This window comes from Pseudomonas sp. PB101, from assembly GCF_009764265.1.
Classification (GTDB): Bacteria; Pseudomonadota; Gammaproteobacteria; order Pseudomonadales; family Pseudomonadaceae; genus Aquipseudomonas.
Genome location: NZ_RWIR01000055.1, coordinates 1 through 22,300, shown reverse-complemented (window position 1 = coordinate 22,300; position 22,300 = coordinate 1). Strand labels below are relative to the sequence as shown.

Below are 22,300 nucleotides of genomic sequence, written 5' to 3'. Positions count from 1 at the left end.
GCCGGCGATGGCGGTTTCAAGTCCGCATCGCCAGCAAGCCGGCTCCTACAGTGCGTGGCAGTCATGCCCACACATTGCCAATATCAGCGCTTCTGGGTCAGGGCGCGGCGCTCGAATTCGACGATGCGCTGACGGTAGTGCTCGATCGTCTGGGCGGTCAGTACGCTGCGCTGATCGTCCTTCAGCTCACCGTTCAGCTCCTGGGACAGTTTACGCGCCGCTGCCACCATCACATCGAAGGCTTGCTTCGGATGACGAGGGCCAGGCAGGCCCAGGAAGAAGCTCACCGCCGGAGTGCTGAAGTGGTCGATGTCGTCCAGGTCGAATACGCCCGGCTTGACGGCGTTGGCCATGGAGAACAGCACTTCACCGTTGCCTGCCATGCTTTCGTGACGGTGGAAAATATCCATCTCGCCGAAACGCAGGCCGCTTTCCAGAATGTTCTGCAACAGCGCCGGGCCCTTGAAGCCGGCAGCGTCGCGGCAGATCACGCTGATCACCAGCACTTCTTCAGCTTGTGGCTGTTCTTTGTCATTGAGCGATGACGAGGACTTGGTTTCATCCGGGAAATCGTCGTCGCGGCTGCTGAAGCTCGGGCCGCCGTCCAGGTCCAGGCTGAGGTTCATGTCACCCTGGGAAGGCTCGCCGTGGCCACGCTTGCCGCGCTTGGAGCCCGACTCGCGAGGCTCCCGGGCCGGCATGCTCACCGACGGCAGATCCTGCTCGTCCAGTTGCGGCTCTTTATGGTTGTCCAGCACTCGCGGCGGGCCCAGCAGCTCGGCGCTGCTGTCCTCTTCGGGCAGGTTGGACAGACTTCGGTCAAGACGGAACTTCAGTTTTCCCTTGCCGCCGCGCATCCGGCGCCAGCCATCAAAAAGAATACCGGCAATGACAATAATGCCGATGACGATCAGCCACTCGCGCAGACCGATTTCCATGTAATCCCGTGCCTCTATAAAAAATGCTGAAAAATAAGGGGTTTACAACCTGCAAACCGCTTTAAAACGTGGCGCCAACTCTATGTTCTGACAGGCGTTTTGCCCACGTATACGAAAAATTGACATTAAACTAGCACGACCAAAGGCAACTTTACACCGTCTACCACGTTGGCTAGCGCGAATATGTCGATTGGCCAGCAAGTCGAAGCGAGGAAAAGAGTCCTGTAATCCACAAACACGCCTTCCCGCGACCAGGACTCAGGCATCCACCATCGCCATCGCCTCCTCGACATCCACTGCCACCAGACGTGAACAACCGGGTTCGTGCATCGTCACACCCATCAGTTGATCGGCCATTTCCATGGCGATCTTGTTGTGGGTGATATAGATGAACTGCACTGTCTGAGACATCTCTTTAACCAAATTTGCGTAGCGTCCAACGTTAGCGTCATCCAGCGGCGCGTCAACTTCATCGAGCATGCAGAACGGCGCCGGATTCAACTTGAAGATCGCAAAAACCAGGGCCAATGCGGTCAGGGCTTTTTCGCCGCCGGAGAGCAAATGGATGGTGCTGTTCTTCTTTCCTGGCGGCTGCGCCATGATCGTCACCCCTGTATCGAGTAGATCTTCGCCCGTCAGTTCCAAATACGCGCGTCCTCCACCGAAAACTTTTGGGAAAAGCGCCTGTAAACCGCCATTGATCTGATCAAAGGTATCCTTGAAGCGGTTACGGGTTTCCTTGTCGATCTTGCGGATGACGTTTTCCAGCGTCTCCAGTGCTTCCACCAGATCGTCGTTTTGCGCATCCAGATAACGTTTGCGCTCGGACTGTTGCTGGTATTCGTCGATGGCCGCGAGGTTGATCGCGCCGAGGCGCGCAATCCGCGCGGCAATGCGCTCGAGTTCTTCCTCGGCTTCCTTCTCGCTGGCCTCGGCGGTCAACGTCGCGAGTACGCCGTGAAGATCGTAGCCGTCTTCGAGCAACTGGTCCTGCAAGGCCTTGCGGCGCACGGTCAGGGCTTGCCATTCCATGCGCTGGGTTTCGAGCTGGCTGCGAATCAACTGGGATTGCTGTTCGGCCTGGCTGCGGCGCTTCTCGGCGTCGCGCAATTCGCGGTCGGCGTCTTCGAGGGCGATCTGCGCAGTCTTGAGTTCTACGTCGACGGTCATGCGTTTGTCGAGCAGCTCCTCGAGCTTCAGGCGCAGCTCCTCCAGCGGCGCCTCGCCCTCCTCCAGGTTGAGGCTCAGTTGCTCGCGCTTTTCAGTCAGGCGCTCGGACTGCATTTCCAGACGCTCCAGCGCCTGGCGCGTCGAATCGTGCTGCGCCTTGAGCGAACCCAGACGCACCGCCAACTGATGGGCATGATCCTTGTGTTGCCGCGCTTCCTGACGCACTCGGTCCAGGCGCTCGCGCAGGCTGTCGCGCTGGGCCAGCAACAGCTCGCGCTGCTCGGTGTCCAGCGCCATGCTGTCGAGGGCTTCCTGCAATTGCAGGCGCGCTTCGCCGATGTTTTCGTGCTCCAGCGCGCGCTGTTCGTCCAGTTCGATGAGTTCTTCGTCGAGGCGGCTGCGGCGCAGGGTCAATTGCTCGGCCTTGGCTTTACCGGCCGACAATTGCGCCTTCAATTCACCTTGCTGGCGGGCTTCGTCCTGCAGCAGGCGGCGCAGATGTTCGCGACCGTTCTCCTGCTGACGCTGCTGCGCCCTTAGATTTTGAAGCTGGGTTTCCAGGGTTTCGACGGCGGCTTCGCGCTCGTCGCGCTCAAGGCCCAGTTGCTGGATTTCCTGACCGCGGGCGAGCACGCCGCTTTCCGCTTCACTGGCCCGACGCACCCGCAGGAAATGCCGACCGACCCAGTAACCGTCACGGCTGATCAGGCTCTGCCCGACCGCCAATTGTCCGCGCAAGGCCAAGGCCTGTTCGAGGCTGTCGACGGGTTTGACTTGCCCCAGCCAAGGCGACAGATCGATCTGTGCCTCGACCTTCTCCAGCAAGCTGCCCGGCACCCGTACGCCATCGCTGGCCGGGCTGAGCAAACGCAAATCGCCCTGGGCAAACCCGGACAAATCGAAATCGTTGAAATCGTCCACCAGCACCGCTTGCAGGTCGGCACCGAGCACGGTTTCCACCGCGAGCTCCCAACCGGCTTCAACCTTCAGGCCTTCGGCCAGGCGCGGGCGATTCGCCAGGTTCTGTTCGCGCAACCATTCGGCGGTACCGGTGCCCGGATCGAGCGCGGCCTGCTGCAAGGCTTCGAGCGAAGCCAGGCGACCGTTGAGTCGCTGCAAATCGCCCTGGGCCTGTTGCTGCGCTGTCAGCGTCTGCTGCAATTGCTGGCGCAGTTGCTCGAGCTTTTCGACCTGAGCCTCTTCACTGGTCTGCAAATCTTCAAGGGTCGCTTCAGATTCCGCGAGCTGCTCGCTGAGCTCCATGATTGCCGCGTCTTCGGGATCTGCCGAGAGCAAGGCGCGTTCTTCGCCAAGACGCTTCTGGCGATCGGCCAGGCGCTCCAGGCTGGTTTCCAACTGCTGGATCCGCGACTGCTGCACTTCGGCCTGACGACGCGGCTCGGCGGCAGTGAGGTTGAACGTATCCCACTGCTCCTGCCAGCCATGCATGGTGGTTTCGGATTCTTCCAGGGCGGCAGCGGCCTCTTCGGCGGCGGCGCTGGTGACTTCCTGCTCCGGGGTGAGCATGTCCAGCTCTTCGCCCAAGGTCAGCAGCAGCGTGCGGTCGTGACCCAGGTGGGATTCGGTTTCCAGGCGAGCGCGCTCGGCCTCTTTCAAATCGTCCTGCAACTGGCGCAAGCGCTGCTGGCCGTGCTGGATGCTCTGCTCGACCCGGGCGATGTCGCCACCGACCGAGTAGAAGCGCCCTTGCACCAGATTGAAGCGTTCCGACAGGTCGTGATGCCCGTCACGCAGGCGCTCGATGCTCGCGTCGGCATTGCGCTGCTCGGCCACCAGGGCTTCGAAAGAAACCTCCTGATTGCCGATGATCGCTTCACGCTGGCCGACCTGATCGTTCAGCGCCTGCCAGCGCAGGGCCGACAGCTGGGCCTTGAGCTGACGCTCCTCGCCCTTGTATTCCTGATACTTCTTGGCTGCCTCGGCCTGGCGGTGCAGGCGTTCGAGCTGACGCGTAAGCTCTTCGCGCAGGTCGGTCAGGCGCTCCAGGTTTTCGTGGGTACGGCGGATGCGGTTCTCGGTCTCGCGCCGGCGCTCCTTGTACTTGGAGATGCCTGCGGCTTCTTCGATGAAGTTGCGCAGGTCTTCGGGCTTGGACTCGATCAGCTTGGAGATCATCCCCTGCTCGATGATCGAGTAGCTGCGCGGGCCAAGGCCCGTGCCGAGAAAGATATCGGTGATGTCGCGGCGCCGGCATTTGGTGCCGTTGAGGTAATAGGTGGTCTGGCTGTCGCGGGTCACTTTGCGGCGAATGGAGATTTCCGCATAGGCGGCGTATTCGCCGAGCAAGGTGCCGTCGGAGTTATCGAACACCAGTTCGATGCTCGCCTGGCTCACCGGCTTGCGGCTGGTGGAGCCGTTGAAGATGACGTCGGTCATCGACTCGCCACGGAGGTTCTTCGCCGAACTTTCGCCCATCACCCAGCGTACGGCGTCGATAATGTTCGACTTGCCGCAACCATTGGGCCCGACCACCGCCGCCATGTTACTGGGAAAGTTCACCGTGGTCGGATCGACGAAGGACTTGAATCCCGCCAGCTTGATGCACTTGAGCCGCACGCTCAGGCGTCCGTCAGAGCGGAGATCACCAGATCGCAACTGCGCTGGCCGTAAGCGGTCAGCACTTCGCGGATCTGCGCAAAATCACGGGCGATCACCGCTGCGAGCAAGCGTTCGAACAGTTCCAGGTACTCGCTCATCGAGGCCTTGCGCTGGTCCAGGGCAAGGAAATAGGCACGGCTCATGGCCGGCTGCAGGTTCTCGACGGTTTCCTGCAGGTACGGATTGTTGGCGAACCCATAGGTGGCGCGCATCACGCTGAAACTGTCGTCGACGAAGGTGTGGATGTCCTGACGCTCGAAGCTCGCGGTCAGGCGCTGCTGGATCTGCACGAACGGAGCCAGGTCGGCCTGGACTTGCCAGCCACTGGCCACCGCGTTGGCCAGCAGGATGTACATCTCGCTCATCAGCGTGCACAGGCTCTGCACCTTGTGTGGCGTGAGTTCGGTGACGTGGGCGCCACGGCGCGGCAGGATCGCGATCAGGTGCCGACGCTCGAGGATCAGCAAGGCCTCGCGGACCGAACCACGGCTGACATTGAGGGCCAGCGTGACCTTCTGTTCCTGGATGCGCTCCCCGGGCTTCATTTCGCCGCGAATGATGCGTTCGGCGAGGTGGTGAGCGATTTGCTCGGCGAGGCTGTCCGGCGCCTTGAACGTCATGGTTGTCCTTCAAACTCTTCGATCTGTACAAGCGGCGCAGTGTAGCGCAATTGCCGGGTCAGGGCGGAGTGCCTGCCCTGAGGTTTTTTGGCACGATTCAAGCAAATTCAAGCAAAAAGGCAGGCTAACGAACCAGCGACAATAATTAACCAACAGGTAGTTGATCGACAAAATGCATTTTCCTGACCTTTAAGTCAGAAAATCATTGACCGAAAAGTCAGACCTGCTAAATTCGGTCCCATCGGTTAACAACAATAATGAGTCTGCGAGGCCTTCCGTGATCCAGTTTTTACTAAACCAGGAACTCCGTAGCGAGCACGCCCTGGACCCGAACCTGACCGTGCTCAATTATCTGCGCGACCATGTCGGCAAACCCGGTACCAAAGAAGGCTGCGCCAGCGGTGACTGCGGCGCCTGCACCGTGGTGGTCGGCGAATTGCAGACCGATGACGACGGCCGCGAACACATTCGCTATCGCAGCCTCAACTCGTGCCTGACCTTCGTGTCGTCCCTGCACGGCAAACAACTGATCAGCGTTGAAGACCTCAAGCACAAGGGTGAACTGCACAGCGTGCAGAAAGCCATGGTCGAGTGCCACGGTTCGCAATGCGGCTTCTGCACCCCCGGTTTCGTGATGTCGCTGTTTGCCCTGCAAAAGAACAGCGATGCACCGGATCATGCCAAGGCCCATGAAGCACTGGCCGGCAACCTCTGCCGCTGCACCGGCTACCGGCCGATCCTGGAAGCCGCCGAGCAGTCCTGCTGCGGCAAAAAACCGGATCAGTTCGACGCCCGCGAAGCCGAGACCATCGCGCGCCTGAAAGCCATTGCCCCGACCGATATCGGCGAACTCAACAGCGGCGACAAACGCTGCCTGGTGCCGCTGACCGTGGCCGACCTCGCCGACCTCTACGACGCTTATCCACAGGCTCGCCTGCTGGCCGGCGGTACTGACCTGGCACTGGAAGTCACGCAGTTCCACCGCACCCTGCCGGTGATGATCTACGTCGGCAACGTCGCCGAGATGAAGCGTATCGACCGCTTTGACGAGCGCCTGGAAATCGGCGCCGCCACATCCCTGTCCGATTGCTACGAGGCCTTGAACGCCGAGTACCCGGACTTCGGTGAATTGCTGCACCGCTTCGCCTCCTTGCAGATCCGCAACCAGGGCACCCTGGGCGGCAACATCGGCAACGCCTCGCCGATTGGTGACTCGCCGCCCCTGCTGATCGCCCTCGGCGCACAAATCGTCCTGTGCAAGGGCGAAACCCGCCGCACCATAGCCCTGGAAGACTACTTCATCGATTACCGCGTGACCGCGCGTCAGGAAAGCGAGTTCATCGAGAAGATCATCGTGCCCCGCGCCAGCGCTGAAAAACTGTTCCGCGCCTACAAGGTCTCCAAGCGTCTGGACGACGACATTTCGGCAGTTTGTGCCGCCTTCAACATTCGCCTGGAAAACGGCGTGGTCGCTGAAGCCCGCGTCGCCTTCGGCGGCATGGCCGCCATCCCGAAACGCGCCGCCGCCTGCGAAGCCGCGCTGCTCGGCTCCCGTTTTGACTCTTTATCCCAAGGGCAGGCCACCGTTGAACGCGCCTGCGCCGCCCTGGCCGAAGATTTCACGCCGCTCTCGGACTTCCGCGCCAGCAAGGAATACCGCCTGCTCAGCGCGCAGAACCTGCTGCGCAAATACTTCATCGAACTGCAAACACCGCACATCGAGACTCGGGTGACCGCTTATGTCTAATCATCACGCCGTAGAGAAGACCCAAGCCGAATTGGCTGAACTGTTCGCCAAGGACCTGACCACCGGTGTCGGCCGCAGCGTCAAACACGACAGCGCCGCCAAGCATGTGGCCGGTGAAGCGCAGTACATCGACGATCGCCTGGAGTTTCCGAACCAGTTGCACGTTTATGCGCGCATGTCGGACCGTGCCCACGCCCGCATCATCAGCATCGACACCGCGCCCTGCTACGCCTTCGAAGGCGTGCGCATCGCCATCACCCACGAAGACGTACCGGGCCTGAAAGACATCGGTCCGTTGCTGCCGGGCGATCCGCTGCTGGCCATCGATACCGTGCAATTCGTCGGTCAACCGGTGCTCGCCGTGGCGGCGAAAGACCTGGAAACCGCGCGCAAGGCGGCCATGGCCGCAATCATCGAATACGAAGACCTCGAGCCGGTGCTGGACGTGGTCGAAGCCCTGCGCAAACGCCACTTCGTACTGGACAGCCATACCCATAAACGTGGGGATTCGGTCACGGCGCTGGCCACTGCCGAGCATCGCATCCAGGGCACGCTGCACATCGGCGGCCAGGAACACTTCTACCTGGAAACCCAGATCTCTTCGGTGATGCCGACCGAAGATGGCGGCATGATCGTCTACTGCTCCACGCAGAACCCCACCGAAGTGCAGAAACTGGTGGCCGAAGTGCTGGACGTGTCGATGAACAAGATCGTCGTCGACATGCGCCGCATGGGCGGTGGTTTCGGCGGCAAGGAAACCCAGGCCGCCAGCCCGGCGTGCCTGTGCGCGGTGATCGCGCACCTGACCGGCCAGCCGACCAAGATGCGTCTGCCGCGGGTCGAAGACATGCTGATGACCGGCAAGCGTCACCCGTTCTACGTCGAGTATGACGTCGGCTTCGACAGCACCGGGCGCCTGCACGGCATCAACCTGGAACTGGCCGGCAACTGCGGCTGCTCGCCTGACCTGTCGGCGTCGATCGTCGACCGCGCGATGTTCCACTCGGACAACTCTTACTACCTGGGCGATGCGACCATCAACGGTCACCGTTGCAAGACCAACACCGCGTCGAACACCGCCTACCGTGGTTTCGGCGGCCCGCAAGGCATGGTCGCCATCGAAGAAGTGATGGACGCCATCTCTCGCCATCTGGCCCTGGATCCGCTGGCGGTGCGCAAGGCCAACTACTACGGCAAGACCGAGCGCAACGTCACCCACTACTACCAGACCGTCGAGCACAACATGCTCGAAGAGATGACCGCCGAACTGGAAGAAAGCAGCCAGTACGCCGAGCGCCGCGAAGCGATCCGTCGCTACAACGCCAACAGCCCGATCCTGAAAAAAGGCCTGGCGCTGACCCCGGTGAAATTCGGTATTTCCTTCACCGCCAGTTTCCTCAACCAGGCCGGTGCCCTGGTGCACGTCTACACCGACGGCAGCATCCACCTCAACCACGGCGGCACCGAAATGGGCCAGGGCCTGAACACCAAGGTCGCGCAGGTCGTGGCTGAAGTGTTCCAGGTGGAAATGGACCGCGTACAGATCACCGCGACCAACACCGACAAGGTACCGAACACCTCGCCGACCGCCGCTTCCAGCGGCGCCGACCTGAACGGCAAGGCCGCGCAGAACGCCGCCGAAACCATCAAGCAACGCCTGGTGGAATTCGCGGCTCGCCAGTACAAGGTCAGCGAAGAAGACGTGGAATTCCACAACGGCCACGTGCGCGTACGCGATCACATCCTGACCTTCGAAGCGCTGATCCAGCAGGCGTACTTCGCCCAGGTGTCGCTGTCGAGCACCGGCTTCTACAAGACTCCGAAAATCTACTATGACCGCAGCCAGGCTCGTGGCCGTCCGTTCTACTACTTCGCCTTTGGCGCGGCGTGCTGTGAAGTGCTGGTCGACACCCTGACCGGCGAATACAAGATGCTGCGCACCGACATCCTCCACGACGTCGGCGCCTCGCTGAACCCGGCCATCGACATCGGTCAGGTCGAGGGCGGTTTCATCCAGGGCATGGGCTGGCTGACCATGGAAGAGCTGGTGTGGAACAACAAGGGCAAGCTGATGACCAACGGCCCGGCCAGCTACAAGATCCCGGCCGTGGCGGACATGCCGCTGGACCTGCGGGTGAAGCTGGTGGAAAACCGCAAGAACCCGGAAGACACGGTGTTCCATTCCAAGGCCGTGGGCGAGCCGCCGTTCATGCTCGGCATCGCCTCGTGGTGTGCGATCAAGGACGCCGTGGCGAGCTTGGGCGACTACAAACATCAACCGAAAATCGATGCGCCGGCGACTCCGGAGCGGGTGTTGTGGGGCTGTGAGCAGATGCGCCAGCTGAAGGCGGCGAAGGCTGTCGAGGCCGAGACCGAGTTGGCTTCGCTCTAGACCGAGGCGCGGCCATCGCTGGCAAGCCAGCTCCCACAGTGTCTTGTGGTGTCCACAGAATTTGGATTCAACTCAAATCCTGTGGGAGCTGGCTTGCCAGCGATGAGGCCCGAACTGACAACAGAGATGTTGAGGTGAAACATGTACAACTGGATCGACGCCCTCGCCGACCTGCAAAACCGCGGTGAGCCCTGCGTGCTCGTCACCATCATCGAAGAGCTCGGCTCGACGCCGCGCAACGCCGGCTCGAAGATGGTCATCAGCGCGAACCAGGCCTTCGACACCATCGGTGGCGGGCACCTGGAATACAAGGCCATGAAGATCGCCCGCGAGATGCTCGCCAGCGGCAAGCAGGACACCCATCTGGAGCGCTTCAGCCTCGGCGCCAGCCTCGGCCAATGCTGCGGTGGCGCCACTGTTCTGTTGTTCGAACCGATGGGCCAGGTGCAGGCGCAGATTGCCGTGTTCGGCGCCGGTCATGTCGGCCGCGCCCTGGTGCCATTGCTGGCGAGCCTGCCGTGCAGGGTGCGATGGATCGATTCGCGGGAAGATGAATTTCCCGAGCAGATCCCCCATGGCGTGCGCAAGATCGTCAGCGAAGAACCTGTGGATGAAATCGACGATCTGCCCGCCGGCAGCTACTGCATCGTCATGACCCACAACCACCAGCTCGACCTCGAACTGACCGCTGCGATCCTCAAGCGCAACGACTTCGCCTACTTCGGCCTGATCGGTTCGAAGACCAAACGCGTGAAGTTCGAACACCGCCTGCGCGATCGCGGTTTCGACACCGGCGTCGTGCAACGCATGCGCTGCCCGATGGGCATCGGCGAAGTCAAAGGCAAGTTGCCTGTGGAAATCGCCATCTCCATCGCCGGCGAAATCATCGCCACCTACAACGCCAATTTCGGCCAGCAAACGTCCAGCGCCGAACCGATTGCCAAACTGCTGCCCGCCTCACGCCGCAGCCACACGTCGAAGCAAGCCGCCTCGAACTGACAAGCCAGACATTGAGAACTCACATGCCTTTGACTCGCAAAGCTTACCGCGCCGCCATCCTGCACAGCATCGCCGACCCTGCCAAAGTTGGCATCGAAGCCTCCTACGAGTATTTCGAAGACGGCTTGCTGGTTGTGGATAACGGCCAGATCAGTGCCCTGGGCCACGCCAGCGAACTGCTGCCGACCCTGCCGGCCGACATCGAGATCACCCATTATCAGGATGCACTGATCACCCCGGGCTTCATCGACACCCACATCCATTTGCCGCAAACCGGCATGGTCGGCGCCTACGGCGAGCAACTGCTGGACTGGCTCAACACCTACACGTTCCCGTGCGAAAGCCAGTTCGCCGACAAGACCCACGCCGACGAAGTCGCCGACATTTTCATCAAGGAACTGCTGCGCAACGGCACCACCACTGCGCTGGTATTCGGCAGCGTGCACCCGCAATCGGTGAACTCGTTTTTCGAAGCCGCCGAGCAGCTCGACCTGCGGATGATCGCCGGCAAGGTAATGATGGACCGCAACGCCCCGGACTACCTGACCGACACAGCCGAATCCAGCTACGTCGACAGCAAGGCACTGATCGAGCGCTGGCACGGCAAGGGTCGCCTGCACTATGCAGTGACGCCACGCTTCGCACCGACCAGCACCCCGGAACAGCTCACCCTGGCCGGCCAGTTGCTGAGCGAATACCCGGATCTGTACATGCAGACCCACATCAGCGAAAACCTCAAGGAAATCGAGTGGGTCAAGGAGCTGTTCCCGGAGCGCAAGGGCTACCTGGACGTCTACGACCACTACCAGTTGCTCGGCGAGCGCTCGGTGTTCGCCCACGGCGTGCACCTGTGCGATGACGAATGCGCGCGACTGGCAGAAACCGGTTCGGCCATCTCGTTCTGCCCGACCTCGAACTTCTTCCTCGGCAGCGGCCTGTTCAACCTGCCGATGGCCGAGAAGCACAACCTCAACGTCGGTATCGGCACCGATGTCGGCGGCGGCACCAGTTTCTCGCTGCTGCAAACCCTCAACGAAGCCTACAAGGTCATGCAACTGCAAGGTGCGCGCCTGAGCCCGTTCAAGTCGCTGTACCTGGCCACCCTCGGCGGCGCCCGCGCGCTGCGCCTGGAAGACAGGATCGGCACCCTGCAACCGGGCACCGATGCGGACTTCCTGGTGCTGGACTACAACGCCACGCCGCTGCTGAGCTATCGCCTGAAGCAGGCCAACAACATCGCCGAAACGTTGTTCGTGTTGATGACCCTGGGGGATGACCGGACTGTTCAGCAGACCTATGCGGCGGGCAACCTGGTGCATCAGCGCTAAGGTTTTCCGGGCATAAAAAATCCCCCGCACTCTACAGTCCGGGGGATTTTTACTACCTGTTCGATTGCTATCGCTGGCAAGCCAGCTCCCACAGTGATTTGTGGGGTTCACAAGATTTGCGCTCCACCGCAAATCCTGTGGGAGCGGGCTTGCCCGCGATAGGGGCGACCCGGTCTATCAGATTTTCGCCGGCGAGCGCCCTGGCTTCTTGGTCTGCAACAAATGCGAGAACACCGCATGCAGGTCATCCGAAGCACTTTCCTCATCGAGGTTGAGCTTGCTGTCGATGTGATCCATGTGGTGCATCATCAGGTTCACCGCCAGCTCGCCGTCGCGTTTCTCGATGGCGTCGATCAACTGGGTGTGCTCATCGTAGGAACAGTGGGAGCGGTTGCCGCTTTCGTACTGGGCGATGATCAGCGAGGTCTGGGACACCAGGCTGCGCTGGAAGCTGATCAACGGGGCGTTTTTCGCCGCTTCGGCCAGTTTCAAGTGGAATTCGCCCGACAGGCGGATGCCGGCACCACGGTCGCCACGGGAGAAGCTGTCGCGCTCGTCGTTGACCATCTGGCGCAATTCGGCAATCTGCTCGGCGGTCGCGTGCTGAACCGCCAGTTCAGTGATCGCTCGCTCCACCAGGCGGCGGGCCATGAACACCTGGCGGGCTTCTTCGACGCTCGGGCTGGCGACCACGGCGCCGCGATTCGGACGCAGCAAAACCACACCTTCATGGGCCAGGCGCGACAGGGCGCGGCGAATGATGGTGCGGCTGACCCCGAAAATTTCCCCCAGCGCTTCTTCGCTCAACTTGGTGCCGGGCGCCAGACGCTGTTCGAGGATGGCCTCGAAGATATGCGCGTAGACAATATCGTCCTGGGTACCGCTGCGGCCGGCTTTGCCTGCTCGCGGTTGTTTCTTTAGGGGTTGCAACTGTTCGTTCATGGGCACTCGAGTCGGAAGAACTGCGGCGAATTGACCGTGACTGTAATACGGCACAGTGGGTCGCTGGCAAGTATCGCGTAAAAAACACTGCGATTGTACACAATGCTTAGTGGCAACACGACTGTACGGCTGAATGTTGCCCCGGCTGTATCGCAACGTCCGGTTACTTTTGAGTTTAGGCTTAAACCCGAATTCCGCGATTTGCACAAGGAACACTACCGTCATGAACGACGCCACGCACACGCAGCTCCGCCCTCTGGCCGACACCTCGCCCTCGGCCATCGTCGCCGGTTTCATCGCCATGATGACCGGTTACACCAGTTCCCTGGTGCTGATGTTTCAGGCCGGGCAAGCGGCGGGCCTGAGCAGCGGGCAGATTTCTTCGTGGATCTGGGCGATTTCCATCGGCATGGCGGTATGCTCCATCGGCCTGTCCCTGCGCTATCGCACGCCGATCACCATTGCCTGGTCGACCCCCGGCGCCGCGCTGCTGATCACCAGCCTGGGCGGCGTGAGCTACGGCGAAGCCATTGGCGCCTATATCACCTGCGCGGTGCTGGTGACGATTTGCGGGCTGACCGGCAGCTTCGAACGGCTGGTGAAAAAAATCCCGGCCTCCCTGGCCGCCGCCCTGCTGGCGGGGATCCTGTTCAAGATCGGCAGCGAGATTTTCGTCGCCGCGCAACACCGCACCGCCCTGGTGCTGGGGATGTTCGTCACTTATCTGCTGGTCAAGCGCCTGTCGCCGCGTTATGCGGTGTTGGCGGCATTGCTGATCGGCACGGCATTGTCAGGTTTCATGGGCCTGCTGGATTTCAGCGGTTTCCACCTGGAAGTGGCCACGCCGGTCTGGACCACGCCGCATTTCTCCATGGCAGCGACCATCAGCATCGGCATTCCGCTGTTTGTCGTCGCCATGACCTCACAGAACATGCCCGGCATCGCCGTATTGCGCGCCGATGGCTACACGGTACCCGCCTCGCCGCTGATCACCACCACCGGCATCGCCAGCTTGCTGCTGGCACCGTTCGGCTCTCACGGCATCAACCTGGCGGCGATCAGCGCAGCGATCTGCACCGGACCGCACGCCCATGAGGATCGCAACAAGCGCTACACCGCAGCCGTCTGGTGCGGGATTTTCTACGGGATCGCCGGGGTGTTCGGCGCGACGCTCGCGGCATTGTTTGCCGCGCTGCCCAAGGAACTGGTGCTGTCGATCGCCGCACTGGCACTGTTCGGCTCGATCATCAACGGCCTGAGCATTGCCATGAGTGAAGTGAAGGAGCGTGAAGCGGCGCTGATCACCTTCATGGTCACGGCATCGGGGTTGACGCTGTTTTCCATCGGTTCGGCGTTCTGGGGGATTGTCGCGGGGGTGGTGACGCTGCTGATCCTGAACGGTGGAAGCGAGCCTGCTCGCGATGGTCGTCAACGATAACGCTGGGAACATGACACCCCGCGGTGCTCTCGGGTTCATCGCGAGCAAGCTCGCGCCTACAAAAAACGCATAAAAAAACGGCGACCTTTGGGTCGCCGTTTTTTCAACATCAAGCTACCGGATTGATCGGCTTTTCCGGGTACCAGACGTCCAGCAACGGGCTGACTTCAACGCTGGTCAGCTCGGTGCGGCCTTTGAGCCAGGCTTCAACGGCAGCGCGCTGTTCAGCGCTGACCGAGCCACGCTTCTGCAGGCAAACCAGACCGTAGTCGTCGCCGCCAACATAACCCAGACCGTTGGCTTCCATGGCTTCTTTGAGGAACGCGTCGAGGAAAGCATCAATGGCTTCATCAGCCAAATCTTCTTTGAAATCCAGGTTCAGTTCGAAACCCAGCTCTTGAAATTCATCGACGCACAGTTTTTTGCGCAGACGCTGGGAACGGTTAGTCGCCATTGGAACAATCCTCTTAAGTAATAACGGGCGGCACTTTAGCAGTTTAAGCCGCCAATTGCCTGACTCTCTGGGCCACTACCCCTACCGTCGGTAAAAAAATAGCCGATCAGACCGCCGACGCACGGCACAAGCTGCAACACCTTGGGGCATAATGCCGACACTTTCATGACCATTGAGGGAATTTATCTTCATGCCCTCATCTTTTTTCCCCTCGACTGTAGGGTTTTATTTCTGATGATCAAATCTTTGCGTCCATTGCTGTTGGCCGGTTTTCTCCTCCCCCTGGCCCTCCCCGTTTGCGCAGCTCCCATCAACACGGCGTTGACACCCAACGTTGAAAAAGCCCTGAAAGCCAGCAAGTTGCAGGACAACGCCCTGTCGCTGGTGATGATCCCGCTGACCGGCCCCGGCACCCCGACGGTGTTCAACGCAGACGTGTCGGTCAACCCGGCGTCGACCATGAAACTGGTCACCACCTACGCGGCCCTGGAAATGCTCGGCCCGAACCACCAGTGGAAAACCGAGTTCTACACCGACGGCACCTTGAGTGGCGGCATCCTCAACGGCAACCTCTACCTCAAGGGTGGCGGCGATCCGAAGCTGAACATGGAAAAACTCTGGCTGCTGATGCGTGACCTGCGTGCCAACGGCGTGACCCAGGTCACCGGCGACCTGGTGCTGGACAAGACCTTCTTCGTGCAACCGCAACTGCCGGAATTCAATGACGACGGCAACGACGAGAACAAGCCGTTCCTGGTCAAACCCGATTCGCTGCTGGTCAACCTCAAGGCACTGCGCTTCGTCGCGCGCAATGACTCGGGCAAGGTGCTGGTCTCGGTGGAGCCGCCGATTGCGAGCATCCGCATCGACAACCAGGTCAAGGCCCTCAATTCCAAGCAATGCACCGGTGGCGTGCGCTACAACCCGGTGGCCCAGGCCGATGGCACCGTGACCGTGACGGTCGGCGGTCAACTCGGTGAAGGCTGCAGCTCGCAGACCTACCTGTCGCTGCTCGACCACGCGACCTACACCGCCGGCGCGGTCCGCGCGATCTGGAAGGAACTGGGTGGCAGCATCCAGGGCAAGGATGTGCTGGCGCCAACACCGAAAGACGCCAAGGTCCTGGCCCGGGCGTTCTCGCCGGACCTGGCGGAAATCATCCGCGACATCAACAAGTACAGTAACAACACCATGGCCCAGCAGCTGTTCCTGAGCCTCGGCCAACGCTTCCGTACCGATGCCGACGGCGACGACGCCAAGGCCGCCCAGCGTGTCGTGCGTCAGTGGCTGGCGAAAAAAGGCATCACCGCGCCGCACCTGGTGATGGAGAACGGCTCCGGCCTGTCCCGCGCCGAGCGTGTCAGCGCCCGGGAAATGGCCTCGATGCTCGAAGCGGCGTGGCACAGCCCGTATGCCGCCGAATACATCAGCTCGATGCCGATCGCCGGCACCGACGGCACCATGCGCAAGCGCCTGAAGACCACGGCGATGCGCGGTGAAGCCCACGTCAAGACCGGCACCCTGAACACCGTGCGGGCGATTGCCGGTTTCAGTCGCGACATCAACGGCAACACCTGGGCGGTGGTGGCGATCCTCAACGACAAGGCCCCGTTCGGCGCCTCGTCGGTGCTCGATCAGGTGCTGCTGGACCTGTACCGCCAACCGAAAATGCCGCAGACGGCTTCGGTGTTGTAAAGCACAGCACGGTCCCTTGTAGGAGCGAGCTTGCTCGCGATGGATTCCAGAGCGCCGCGTACATTCAGTATGTCCGCGTTATCGTTATCGACCATCGTCGGAACGCCGCCCGGAGCAAGCTCGCTCCTACAGGGTCTGCGTACAACCCGGGTTAGCTCATCTCCTCCTCAACCCGATCCCTTCCCGCCTGCTTCGCCGCATACACGCCCGAATCCGCGCGCAACAGCAAGGCATCGGCCCCCTCCCCGACCCGCCAACTGGCAATGCCGAAACTGGCGGTGACCGTACCGACACCCTCAATGGGTGAACTGCGCAAGCCTTGCCACAACTGCTGGGCCAACACAAAGGCATGCTCGCCGCTGATATCCGGGCACAGCACCATGAACTCCTCACCGCCCAGGCGGCAGAACACATCGGTGCGACGCAACCGGTGGCCGATCCGTTCGCACACGGCCTGCAACACCCGGTCACCGATGGCGTGGCCATGCAGGTCATTGATCCGCTTGAAGTGGTCGATATCGAGCATGATCACCGACAGATCCCCGCCGCCACGCTCCACCCGGGCCATTTCGGTGGTCAGGCGTTCCTGGAAATAGCGGCGGTTGTGGATCCCGGTCAGCGAATCGGTAACCGACAACGCGCGCAACTCTTCTTCCACCCGCTTCATATCGGAAATGTCCGAGATATAGCCGTGCCACAGCACACCGCCACCGGGCAACTCCTCCGGCGTGGCTTCGCCGCGAACCCAACGCAAGCCACGTTGCGGCAGTTGCACGCGGTACTCCTCGCGCCAGGGGCTGAGGGTTTCGGCCGAGGCGCGGATCGAGGCGCGGACGCGGGTGGTGTCCTGAGGGTGAATGCGGGTGAAGATCGACTCGGCATTGAGCAGCAGCACGTCGGGCTCCAGCTCGTAGATCTCGCGAATGCCGTCGCTGGCGTAAATCACACTGAAGCGCCCGTCGAACTCCATCTTGAACTGATAGATGCCACCGGGCACATGGGCGCTGAGTTTCTTCAGCAGCAGGTCCCGCGCCGCAAGCGCTTCGTGGACCCGTTTGCGCTCGGTGATGTCGATGCACACCGCCAGGTGCCCGACCCACAGGCCTTGCTCATCGAGCACCGGTGTGGCGAGCATGTTGACCATCAAGTGGCTGCCATCGCCGCGCACCAGTGTCCACTCCCGCGTCTCGTGACCGCCGCCCACTTCGCCTTCGACCAGCATCGCCTGGCAGGTCGGCACCGGCTTGCCATAACGTGCGCTCAACTCTGCCGAGCGAGCGACCAGTTCGCGCGGCAGATGCAGGTTTTCCAGGGTCATGTGACCCACCACTTCGGCACTGCCATAGCCGAGCATCTGCTCGGCACCGGCGTTGAAGGTGCTGATGACGCCGCGCAGGTCGGTGGCAATGATCGCAACCTGGGTGGCGGCATTCAGCACGCCACGCAGCTGACCGTGAGTGCCGCGCAGCTCCTGCTCCCTGTCGCGCAGCTCCTGGGTGCGTTGCTCGACCAGTTTCAACGCGCGCTGGCGCTGACTGACCAGCACATACAGCAAGGCACTGAGCAGCACGCTGAGCAGACCACCCAACACCACCAGGCTGGTCACGGAAGAGTGGTTGGCTTGCAGGAACGCATCGCTGGGCTGGATATCGACTTGATAGTCATGATCGGCCATGCGCAACAGGCGCGTGGCCGACAACTCGCTGACAGCCGGCGGGTTGGGCGACTCGAAGAGCACTTCGTGCTGGTCGTCGGTCGACAGATCGAGGATGCGCACCGAGAGATAGTCACGGCTCGCTTCCGGCAGCCCGTCCGCGAGCAACTGGCGCATGCTGATCACGGCCATCACATAACCGTAGGGCTTGGTGGCGTTGTGGTCCTTTCTGTTGCGTGGTGTGACGGGGGCGACCAGCAGTACGCCTCGCGCATAAGCCGGCTCGATACTCACCAGATGCATCGGTTGCGACACCGCCATGCGGCCATGCTGATCGGCCCGTTCGAGCGTGGCACGCCGCAGCGGCTGGGCCAGCAAGTCGTAACCGAGGGGAGAACCGAGTTTGCTTTGGGTCTGGCTGTAGAGCACCGCCACGTACTCGTCGCGCTCGCCCGCCAGCTTCAGTTCGCCATCGGCATCGAGTTCGCGCAGGGTGAAGTCACTCAAGCCTTCGTCACGGGCACGGCGTTCGAACGCCGCCCGCTGCTCACCGCTGACCCGTTGCGCATAGGAATAGGCTTGGGTTCGCAGCAGCAAAGGCTGGGTATAACCGTCGAATTCCGCCCGGGACACCGAGTCGGAGTTGGCGAAAAAACGGCGCAGGCCATCGAGGCGCTGCTCCTGATCTTCGAAACGCTCTTCGATACGGCTATAACGCTCACTGGCCAGCAGTTGAAAGCGTTGCCGCAATTGATGGTGAAACAGATTCAGCGTCGACCATGCCAGCAAACCGGTGAGCACCCCGCCGACCAGCAATACCAGCAGCGCGACCAGCCAGGCCGAGACATCTTCGCTGATAAAACCCAGGATCTTTGGGCGCACGGCGTGCAACGACATAGAACGCAACTCAAAACGCCAGGTGCGGGAAAGCCCTTTGGCCGTGAGTTGAGTTATAGCTATTTGCCACTAATTTGACCAGCGTTGATCACCTGTAGGAGCGAGCCTGCTCGCGATGGTCGATAACGATAACGCGTGCTTTCTGGATACACGCGGCGCTTTCGGGTTCATCGCGAGCAAGCTCGCTCCTACAAGGGTTCACTCAGTTTTCAACGGGCCGTGATTTTCCAGGCGCGATGGATCTTGGCGTTGCGGCTGAAATCCTGATCGATGGTCTGCGCGGTGATTTCCTCGACCGCATAACGCTCGCCGAGATTGGCTTCCAGTTCGAACTTGCGGAAGTTGTTGGAGAAGTACAACACGCCACCCGGCGCCAGACGCGCCATCGCCAGGTCAATCAGTTGCACCTGGTCGCGCTGCACGTCGAACACGCCTTCCATGCGCTTGGAGTTGGAGAACGTCGGCGGGTCGATGAAGATCAGGTCGTACTCGTCACGACTGGCTTCGAGCCACGCCATCACATCGCCCTGCTCCAGGCGGTTCTTGTCGGAGAAGCCGTTCAGCGACAGGTTGCGACGCGCCCAGTCCAGGTAGGTTTTCGACAGGTCGACACTGGTGGTGCTGCGCGCGCCGCCCTTGGCCGCGTGCACACTGGCCGTTGCGGTGTAGCAGAACAGATTGAGGAAGCGCTTGCCGGCCGCCTCTTTCTGGATACGCATGCGCATTGGCCGATGGTCGAGGAACAGACCGGTATCGAGGTAGTCGGTGAGGTTCACCAGCAGCTTCACGCCACCTTCATTGACCTCGACGAACTTGCCCTGCGCCGCCTGGCGCTCGTACTGCTTGGTGCCGCTCTGACGCTCGCGGCGCTTGACCACCACGCGGCTCTTGTCGATGTTCAACGCCTGCGGAATTGCAGCAAGGGCGTCGAACATGCGTGCCGAGGCTTTTTCCGGGTCGATGGATTTCGGCGCGGCGTATTCCTGGACGTGGACCCAATCGTGATACAGGTCGATGGCCATGGAGTATTCCGGCATGTCGGCATCGTAAACCCGATAGCAGTCGATGCCTTCACGCTTGACCCACTTGCCCAAGGCCTTGAGGTTCTTTTGCAGGCGGTTGGCGAACATCTGCCCGCCTTCGCTCAGGCGCGGCTGCTCGACCACCGGAGCCGGTGCCGGCGTCGGTTTGATCGGGTTGCCGTTTTTGTTAAACTTGCGTTCCTGCGGCTCGTCCGGCGTCTGATCGTAGGCCGCTTGTTCACGCTCGACCTGACGCTGTTCCGGGGTACGACGCTCGCCGGTGACGAACTGGTCCGGCAGCACCTTGATCAGCAACAGCTTGCACGGCAAGGCGCCGTTCCAGAACGAATACTGTTTGTGGCTGCGGATGCCCATGCGCTTGCCCAGGTCCGGCGCGCCGGTGAACACCGCCGCTTCCCAGTTCAGGCAGGCCTGACGCAGGCGTTCGCCGAGGTTCTGGTAGAGATAGAGCAGGCTCGCCTCGTCGCCCAGACGCTCGCCGTACGGAGGGTTGCAGATGACCAGGCCTTTCTGGTTCTGGTCCGGACGCGGCTCGAACGTCGCGACTTCACCCTGATAGATCTTGATCCATTCGCTCAGGCCGGCACGCTCGACGTTGTTGCGGCCCGGTTGAATCAGGCGCGGGTCGGCTTCGTAACCGCGAATCCACAGCGGTGGCTTGGCCAGGCCGGCAGCGGCGCGCTCGGACGCTTCTTCGTGAAGTTTTTTCCACAACGCCGGGACGTGGCCGAGCCAGGCGGTGAAGCCCCACTGCTCGCGACGCAGGTTCGGCGCCATATCGGCGGCGATCATCGCTGCTTCTACGAGGAATGTACCCACACCGCACATCGGGTCGGCCAGTGCGCCGCCTTCGGCCGCGATGCGCGGCCAGCCGGAACGGATCAGGATGGCCGCCGCGAGGTTTTCCTTCAGCGGCGCCGCACCTTGCTGCAGGCGATAGCCGCGCTGGTGCAGGCTGTGACCGGACAGGTCGAGGGACAGAATGGCTTCGCCGCGGTCCAGGCGCAGGTGAATGCGCAGGTCCGGGTTGAGCTTGTCGATGGACGGACGGTCGCCTTGCGGAGTACGCAGCTTGTCGACGATGGCGTCCTTGACCTTCAGCGCACCGAAGTGAGTGTTGTCGATGCCCGAGCCATGCCCGCTGAATTCGACGGCCAGGGTGCCGTCATTGAGCATGTGGTCTTGCCACTCGATGTCCAGCACGCCGTGGTACAGGTCTTCGGCGTCCTTCATCGGGAAACGCTTGAGCACCAGCAGCACGCGGTTGGCCAGGCGCGACCACAGGCACAGGCGATAAGCGGTTTCCATGGTGGCCATGCCACGCACGGCAGAGGTGTGCTCCCGCGCTTCCTCAAGGCCAAGCCCGACGGCTTCCTCGATGAGCAAGCCTTCAAGGCCTTTTGGGCAAGTGAGGAAGAGTTCGAAACGATCGGACATGGGAATTCCAGAACCTTTGGCTGAGTGACCGGGCAACGCATTGCCGGTCCGGTTTTCAATCAGGCGCTTTTCTCGAAGAGCGCCCGCGTGGCACGAAGGTGTGCCGTTCCACCCCTGCTGCCCGGGTCAAATGAGCTTAGATGCAAGGACAGATAAAAAAGTTGATGCAATAAAATGACATAAGTCGACCCTTCGTCGAATAGTGCATCCCGGCAACGGGAGCCATTCTCACTAAAGGATTAAACCCATCATCAAGCGCAGGGCCGATCATACCGGGGTTTGGCTAATAAATACGCAACAAACACTCTGTTACTTATGGCCTTAGCACATGAACAGTTACTTCCTTATGACAAAACGATCATTCCCTCGATGTGACGCATTGGTTAGAACTCAACTCAGGTTGGCGCCGCAATGACGTCAACACCTTGGCTCGTCACGCCGGCAACGAGCCCCCAACGGCAGAGTTTTTCTGCCAGACCTCAATAGAGGTCGACGCGATAAATACAGTCAACAAGTGAGGGCAACACCCTATGAGAAGACTTAAGCGTGATCCGTTGGAAAGAGCATTTTTGCGCGGATATCAATATGGCGTTGGTGGCAAATCCCGTGAGCTTTGCCCATTTACTCTACCGTCGGTACGTCAAGCCTGGATCAACGGCTGGCGAGAAGGACGCGGCGACAACTGGGACGGTATGACCGGCACTGCGGGAATCCACAGACTCAACGAACTTCACGCCGTCGGCTAATTACAGGGCACAACACTCCGACACGACAATTTGATTTTGTACTGAATTAACCATGCGTGTCCCATCCGGACCGCGGGCTCCGGCCCAGGGGCTCCTTCAAGGAGCCCTTTTTTATGCCTGTCCCCTGGCAAAAAACAGTTTCTGTAGGAGTCCGGCTTGCCGGCGATGGCGATCTCAATGA

General features: G+C 61.1%; 14 protein-coding genes. 7 read left to right on the top strand and 7 right to left on the bottom strand.

Annotation, left to right across the window (positions count from 1 at the left end):
• Window positions 1-83: 83 nt before the first annotated feature.
• The 3 genes from zipA to EI969_RS16865 form a co-directional block, all read right to left on the bottom strand.
• Complete coding sequence (gene zipA, locus EI969_RS16875; RefSeq protein WP_160388791.1) at window positions 84-938, bottom strand: cell division protein ZipA; 855 nt, start codon at window positions 936-938, stop codon at window positions 84-86.
• A gap of 258 nt (window positions 939-1,196) precedes the next feature.
• The gene (smc, locus tag EI969_RS16870) at window positions 1,197-4,685 is read right to left on the bottom strand and encodes a chromosome segregation protein SMC (protein WP_160388790.1); all 3,489 of its coding nucleotides are present in this window, start codon (window positions 4,683-4,685) and stop codon (window positions 1,197-1,199) included.
• Between the two features lie 2 nt (window positions 4,686-4,687).
• Window positions 4,688-5,347, bottom strand: coding sequence for a GntR family transcriptional regulator (locus EI969_RS16865; RefSeq protein WP_160388789.1), 660 nt, complete (start codon window positions 5,345-5,347; stop codon window positions 4,688-4,690).
• Window positions 5,348-5,624: 277 nt separating this feature from the next.
• Here EI969_RS16865 and xdhA point away from each other — a divergent pair, with 277 nt between their 5' ends.
• The 4 genes from xdhA (at window position 5,625) to guaD (ending at window position 11,813) form a co-directional block, all read left to right on the top strand.
• Window positions 5,625-7,094, top strand: a complete 1,470-nt coding sequence (gene xdhA, locus EI969_RS16860) for a xanthine dehydrogenase small subunit (protein WP_160388788.1) — start codon at window positions 5,625-5,627, stop codon at window positions 7,092-7,094.
• Window positions 7,087-9,486, top strand: a complete 2,400-nt coding sequence (xdhB, locus tag EI969_RS16855; protein ID WP_160388787.1) for a xanthine dehydrogenase molybdopterin binding subunit — start codon at window positions 7,087-7,089, stop codon at window positions 9,484-9,486. The genes xdhA and xdhB overlap by 8 nt, the downstream gene beginning before the upstream one ends.
• A 141-nt stretch (window positions 9,487-9,627) precedes the next feature.
• Window positions 9,628-10,485, top strand: coding sequence for a xanthine dehydrogenase accessory protein XdhC (xdhC, locus tag EI969_RS16850; protein WP_160388786.1), 858 nt, complete (start codon window positions 9,628-9,630; stop codon window positions 10,483-10,485).
• A 23-nt stretch (window positions 10,486-10,508) separates the two neighbouring features.
• On the top strand, window positions 10,509-11,813 hold the full coding sequence (guaD, locus tag EI969_RS16845; RefSeq protein WP_160388785.1) for a guanine deaminase: 1,305 nt from the start codon (window positions 10,509-10,511) through the stop codon (window positions 11,811-11,813).
• Between the two features lie 177 nt (window positions 11,814-11,990).
• Here guaD and EI969_RS16840 read toward each other — a convergent pair whose 3' ends face one another.
• Window positions 11,991-12,755 (bottom strand): GntR family transcriptional regulator, encoded by a 765-nt coding sequence (locus EI969_RS16840; RefSeq protein WP_150715740.1) that lies wholly within the window; start codon window positions 12,753-12,755, stop codon window positions 11,991-11,993.
• Window positions 12,756-12,978: 223 nt separating this feature from the next.
• Here EI969_RS16840 and EI969_RS16835 point away from each other — a divergent pair, with 223 nt between their 5' ends.
• A complete protein-coding gene (locus tag EI969_RS16835; RefSeq protein ID WP_160388784.1) occupies window positions 12,979-14,193 on the top strand; it encodes a benzoate/H(+) symporter BenE family transporter in 1,215 nt (404 codons plus the stop codon).
• Between the two features lie 109 nt (window positions 14,194-14,302).
• On the opposite strand, the gene EI969_RS16830 is transcribed toward EI969_RS16835, so the two are convergent.
• Complete coding sequence (locus EI969_RS16830) at window positions 14,303-14,647, bottom strand: YggL family protein (protein WP_007971486.1); 345 nt, start codon at window positions 14,645-14,647, stop codon at window positions 14,303-14,305.
• A gap of 234 nt (window positions 14,648-14,881) precedes the next feature.
• Here EI969_RS16830 and dacB point away from each other — a divergent pair, with 234 nt between their 5' ends.
• Window positions 14,882-16,342: a D-alanyl-D-alanine carboxypeptidase/D-alanyl-D-alanine-endopeptidase gene (gene dacB / locus EI969_RS16825; RefSeq protein ID WP_160388783.1), complete on the top strand. Its 1,461-nt coding sequence runs from the start codon at window positions 14,882-14,884 to the stop codon at window positions 16,340-16,342.
• A 151-nt stretch (window positions 16,343-16,493) separates the two neighbouring features.
• Here the strand turns inward: dacB and EI969_RS16820 are convergent, their stop codons facing one another.
• Window positions 16,494-18,893: a diguanylate cyclase gene (locus EI969_RS16820; protein WP_160388782.1), complete on the bottom strand. Its 2,400-nt coding sequence runs from the start codon at window positions 18,891-18,893 to the stop codon at window positions 16,494-16,496.
• A gap of 209 nt (window positions 18,894-19,102) precedes the next feature.
• Window positions 19,103-21,373 carry a bifunctional 23S rRNA (guanine(2069)-N(7))-methyltransferase RlmK/23S rRNA (guanine(2445)-N(2))-methyltransferase RlmL gene (rlmKL, locus tag EI969_RS16815; RefSeq protein ID WP_160388781.1) on the bottom strand — a complete coding sequence of 757 codons (2,271 nt, stop codon included), beginning with the start codon at window positions 21,371-21,373 and terminating at the stop codon, window positions 19,103-19,105.
• A 530-nt stretch (window positions 21,374-21,903) separates the two neighbouring features.
• On the opposite strand from rlmKL, the gene rmf reads away from it, so the two are divergent.
• Complete coding sequence (gene rmf / locus EI969_RS16810; protein WP_003223300.1) at window positions 21,904-22,119, top strand: ribosome modulation factor; 216 nt, start codon at window positions 21,904-21,906, stop codon at window positions 22,117-22,119.
• Window positions 22,120-22,300 lie beyond the last annotated feature (181 nt).

Excerpts from the sequence above, each read along its gene's own strand:
- EI969_RS16865 (WP_160388789.1), bottom strand. The coding sequence starts at position 5,347 with ATGACGTTCAAGGCGCCGGACAGCCTCGCCGAGCAAATCGCTCACCAC.
- zipA (WP_160388791.1), bottom strand. The coding sequence starts at position 938 with ATGGAAATCGGTCTGCGCGAGTGGCTGATCGTCATCGGCATTATTGTC.
- rlmKL (WP_160388781.1), bottom strand. The coding sequence starts at position 21,373 with ATGTCCGATCGTTTCGAACTCTTCCTCACTTGCCCAAAAGGCCTTGAA.
- EI969_RS16830 (WP_007971486.1), bottom strand. The coding sequence starts at position 14,647 with ATGGCGACTAACCGTTCCCAGCGTCTGCGCAAAAAACTGTGCGTCGAT.
- EI969_RS16820 (WP_160388782.1), bottom strand. The coding sequence starts at position 18,893 with ATGTCGTTGCACGCCGTGCGCCCAAAGATCCTGGGTTTTATCAGCGAA.
- xdhC (WP_160388786.1), top strand. The coding sequence starts at position 9,628 with ATGTACAACTGGATCGACGCCCTCGCCGACCTGCAAAACCGCGGTGAG.
- EI969_RS16835 (WP_160388784.1), top strand. The coding sequence starts at position 12,979 with ATGAACGACGCCACGCACACGCAGCTCCGCCCTCTGGCCGACACCTCG.
- rmf (WP_003223300.1), top strand. The coding sequence starts at position 21,904 with ATGAGAAGACTTAAGCGTGATCCGTTGGAAAGAGCATTTTTGCGCGGA.
- dacB (WP_160388783.1), top strand. The coding sequence starts at position 14,882 with ATGATCAAATCTTTGCGTCCATTGCTGTTGGCCGGTTTTCTCCTCCCC.
- xdhB (WP_160388787.1), top strand. The coding sequence starts at position 7,087 with ATGTCTAATCATCACGCCGTAGAGAAGACCCAAGCCGAATTGGCTGAA.
- EI969_RS16840 (WP_150715740.1), bottom strand. The coding sequence starts at position 12,755 with ATGAACGAACAGTTGCAACCCCTAAAGAAACAACCGCGAGCAGGCAAA.
- guaD (WP_160388785.1), top strand. The coding sequence starts at position 10,509 with ATGCCTTTGACTCGCAAAGCTTACCGCGCCGCCATCCTGCACAGCATC.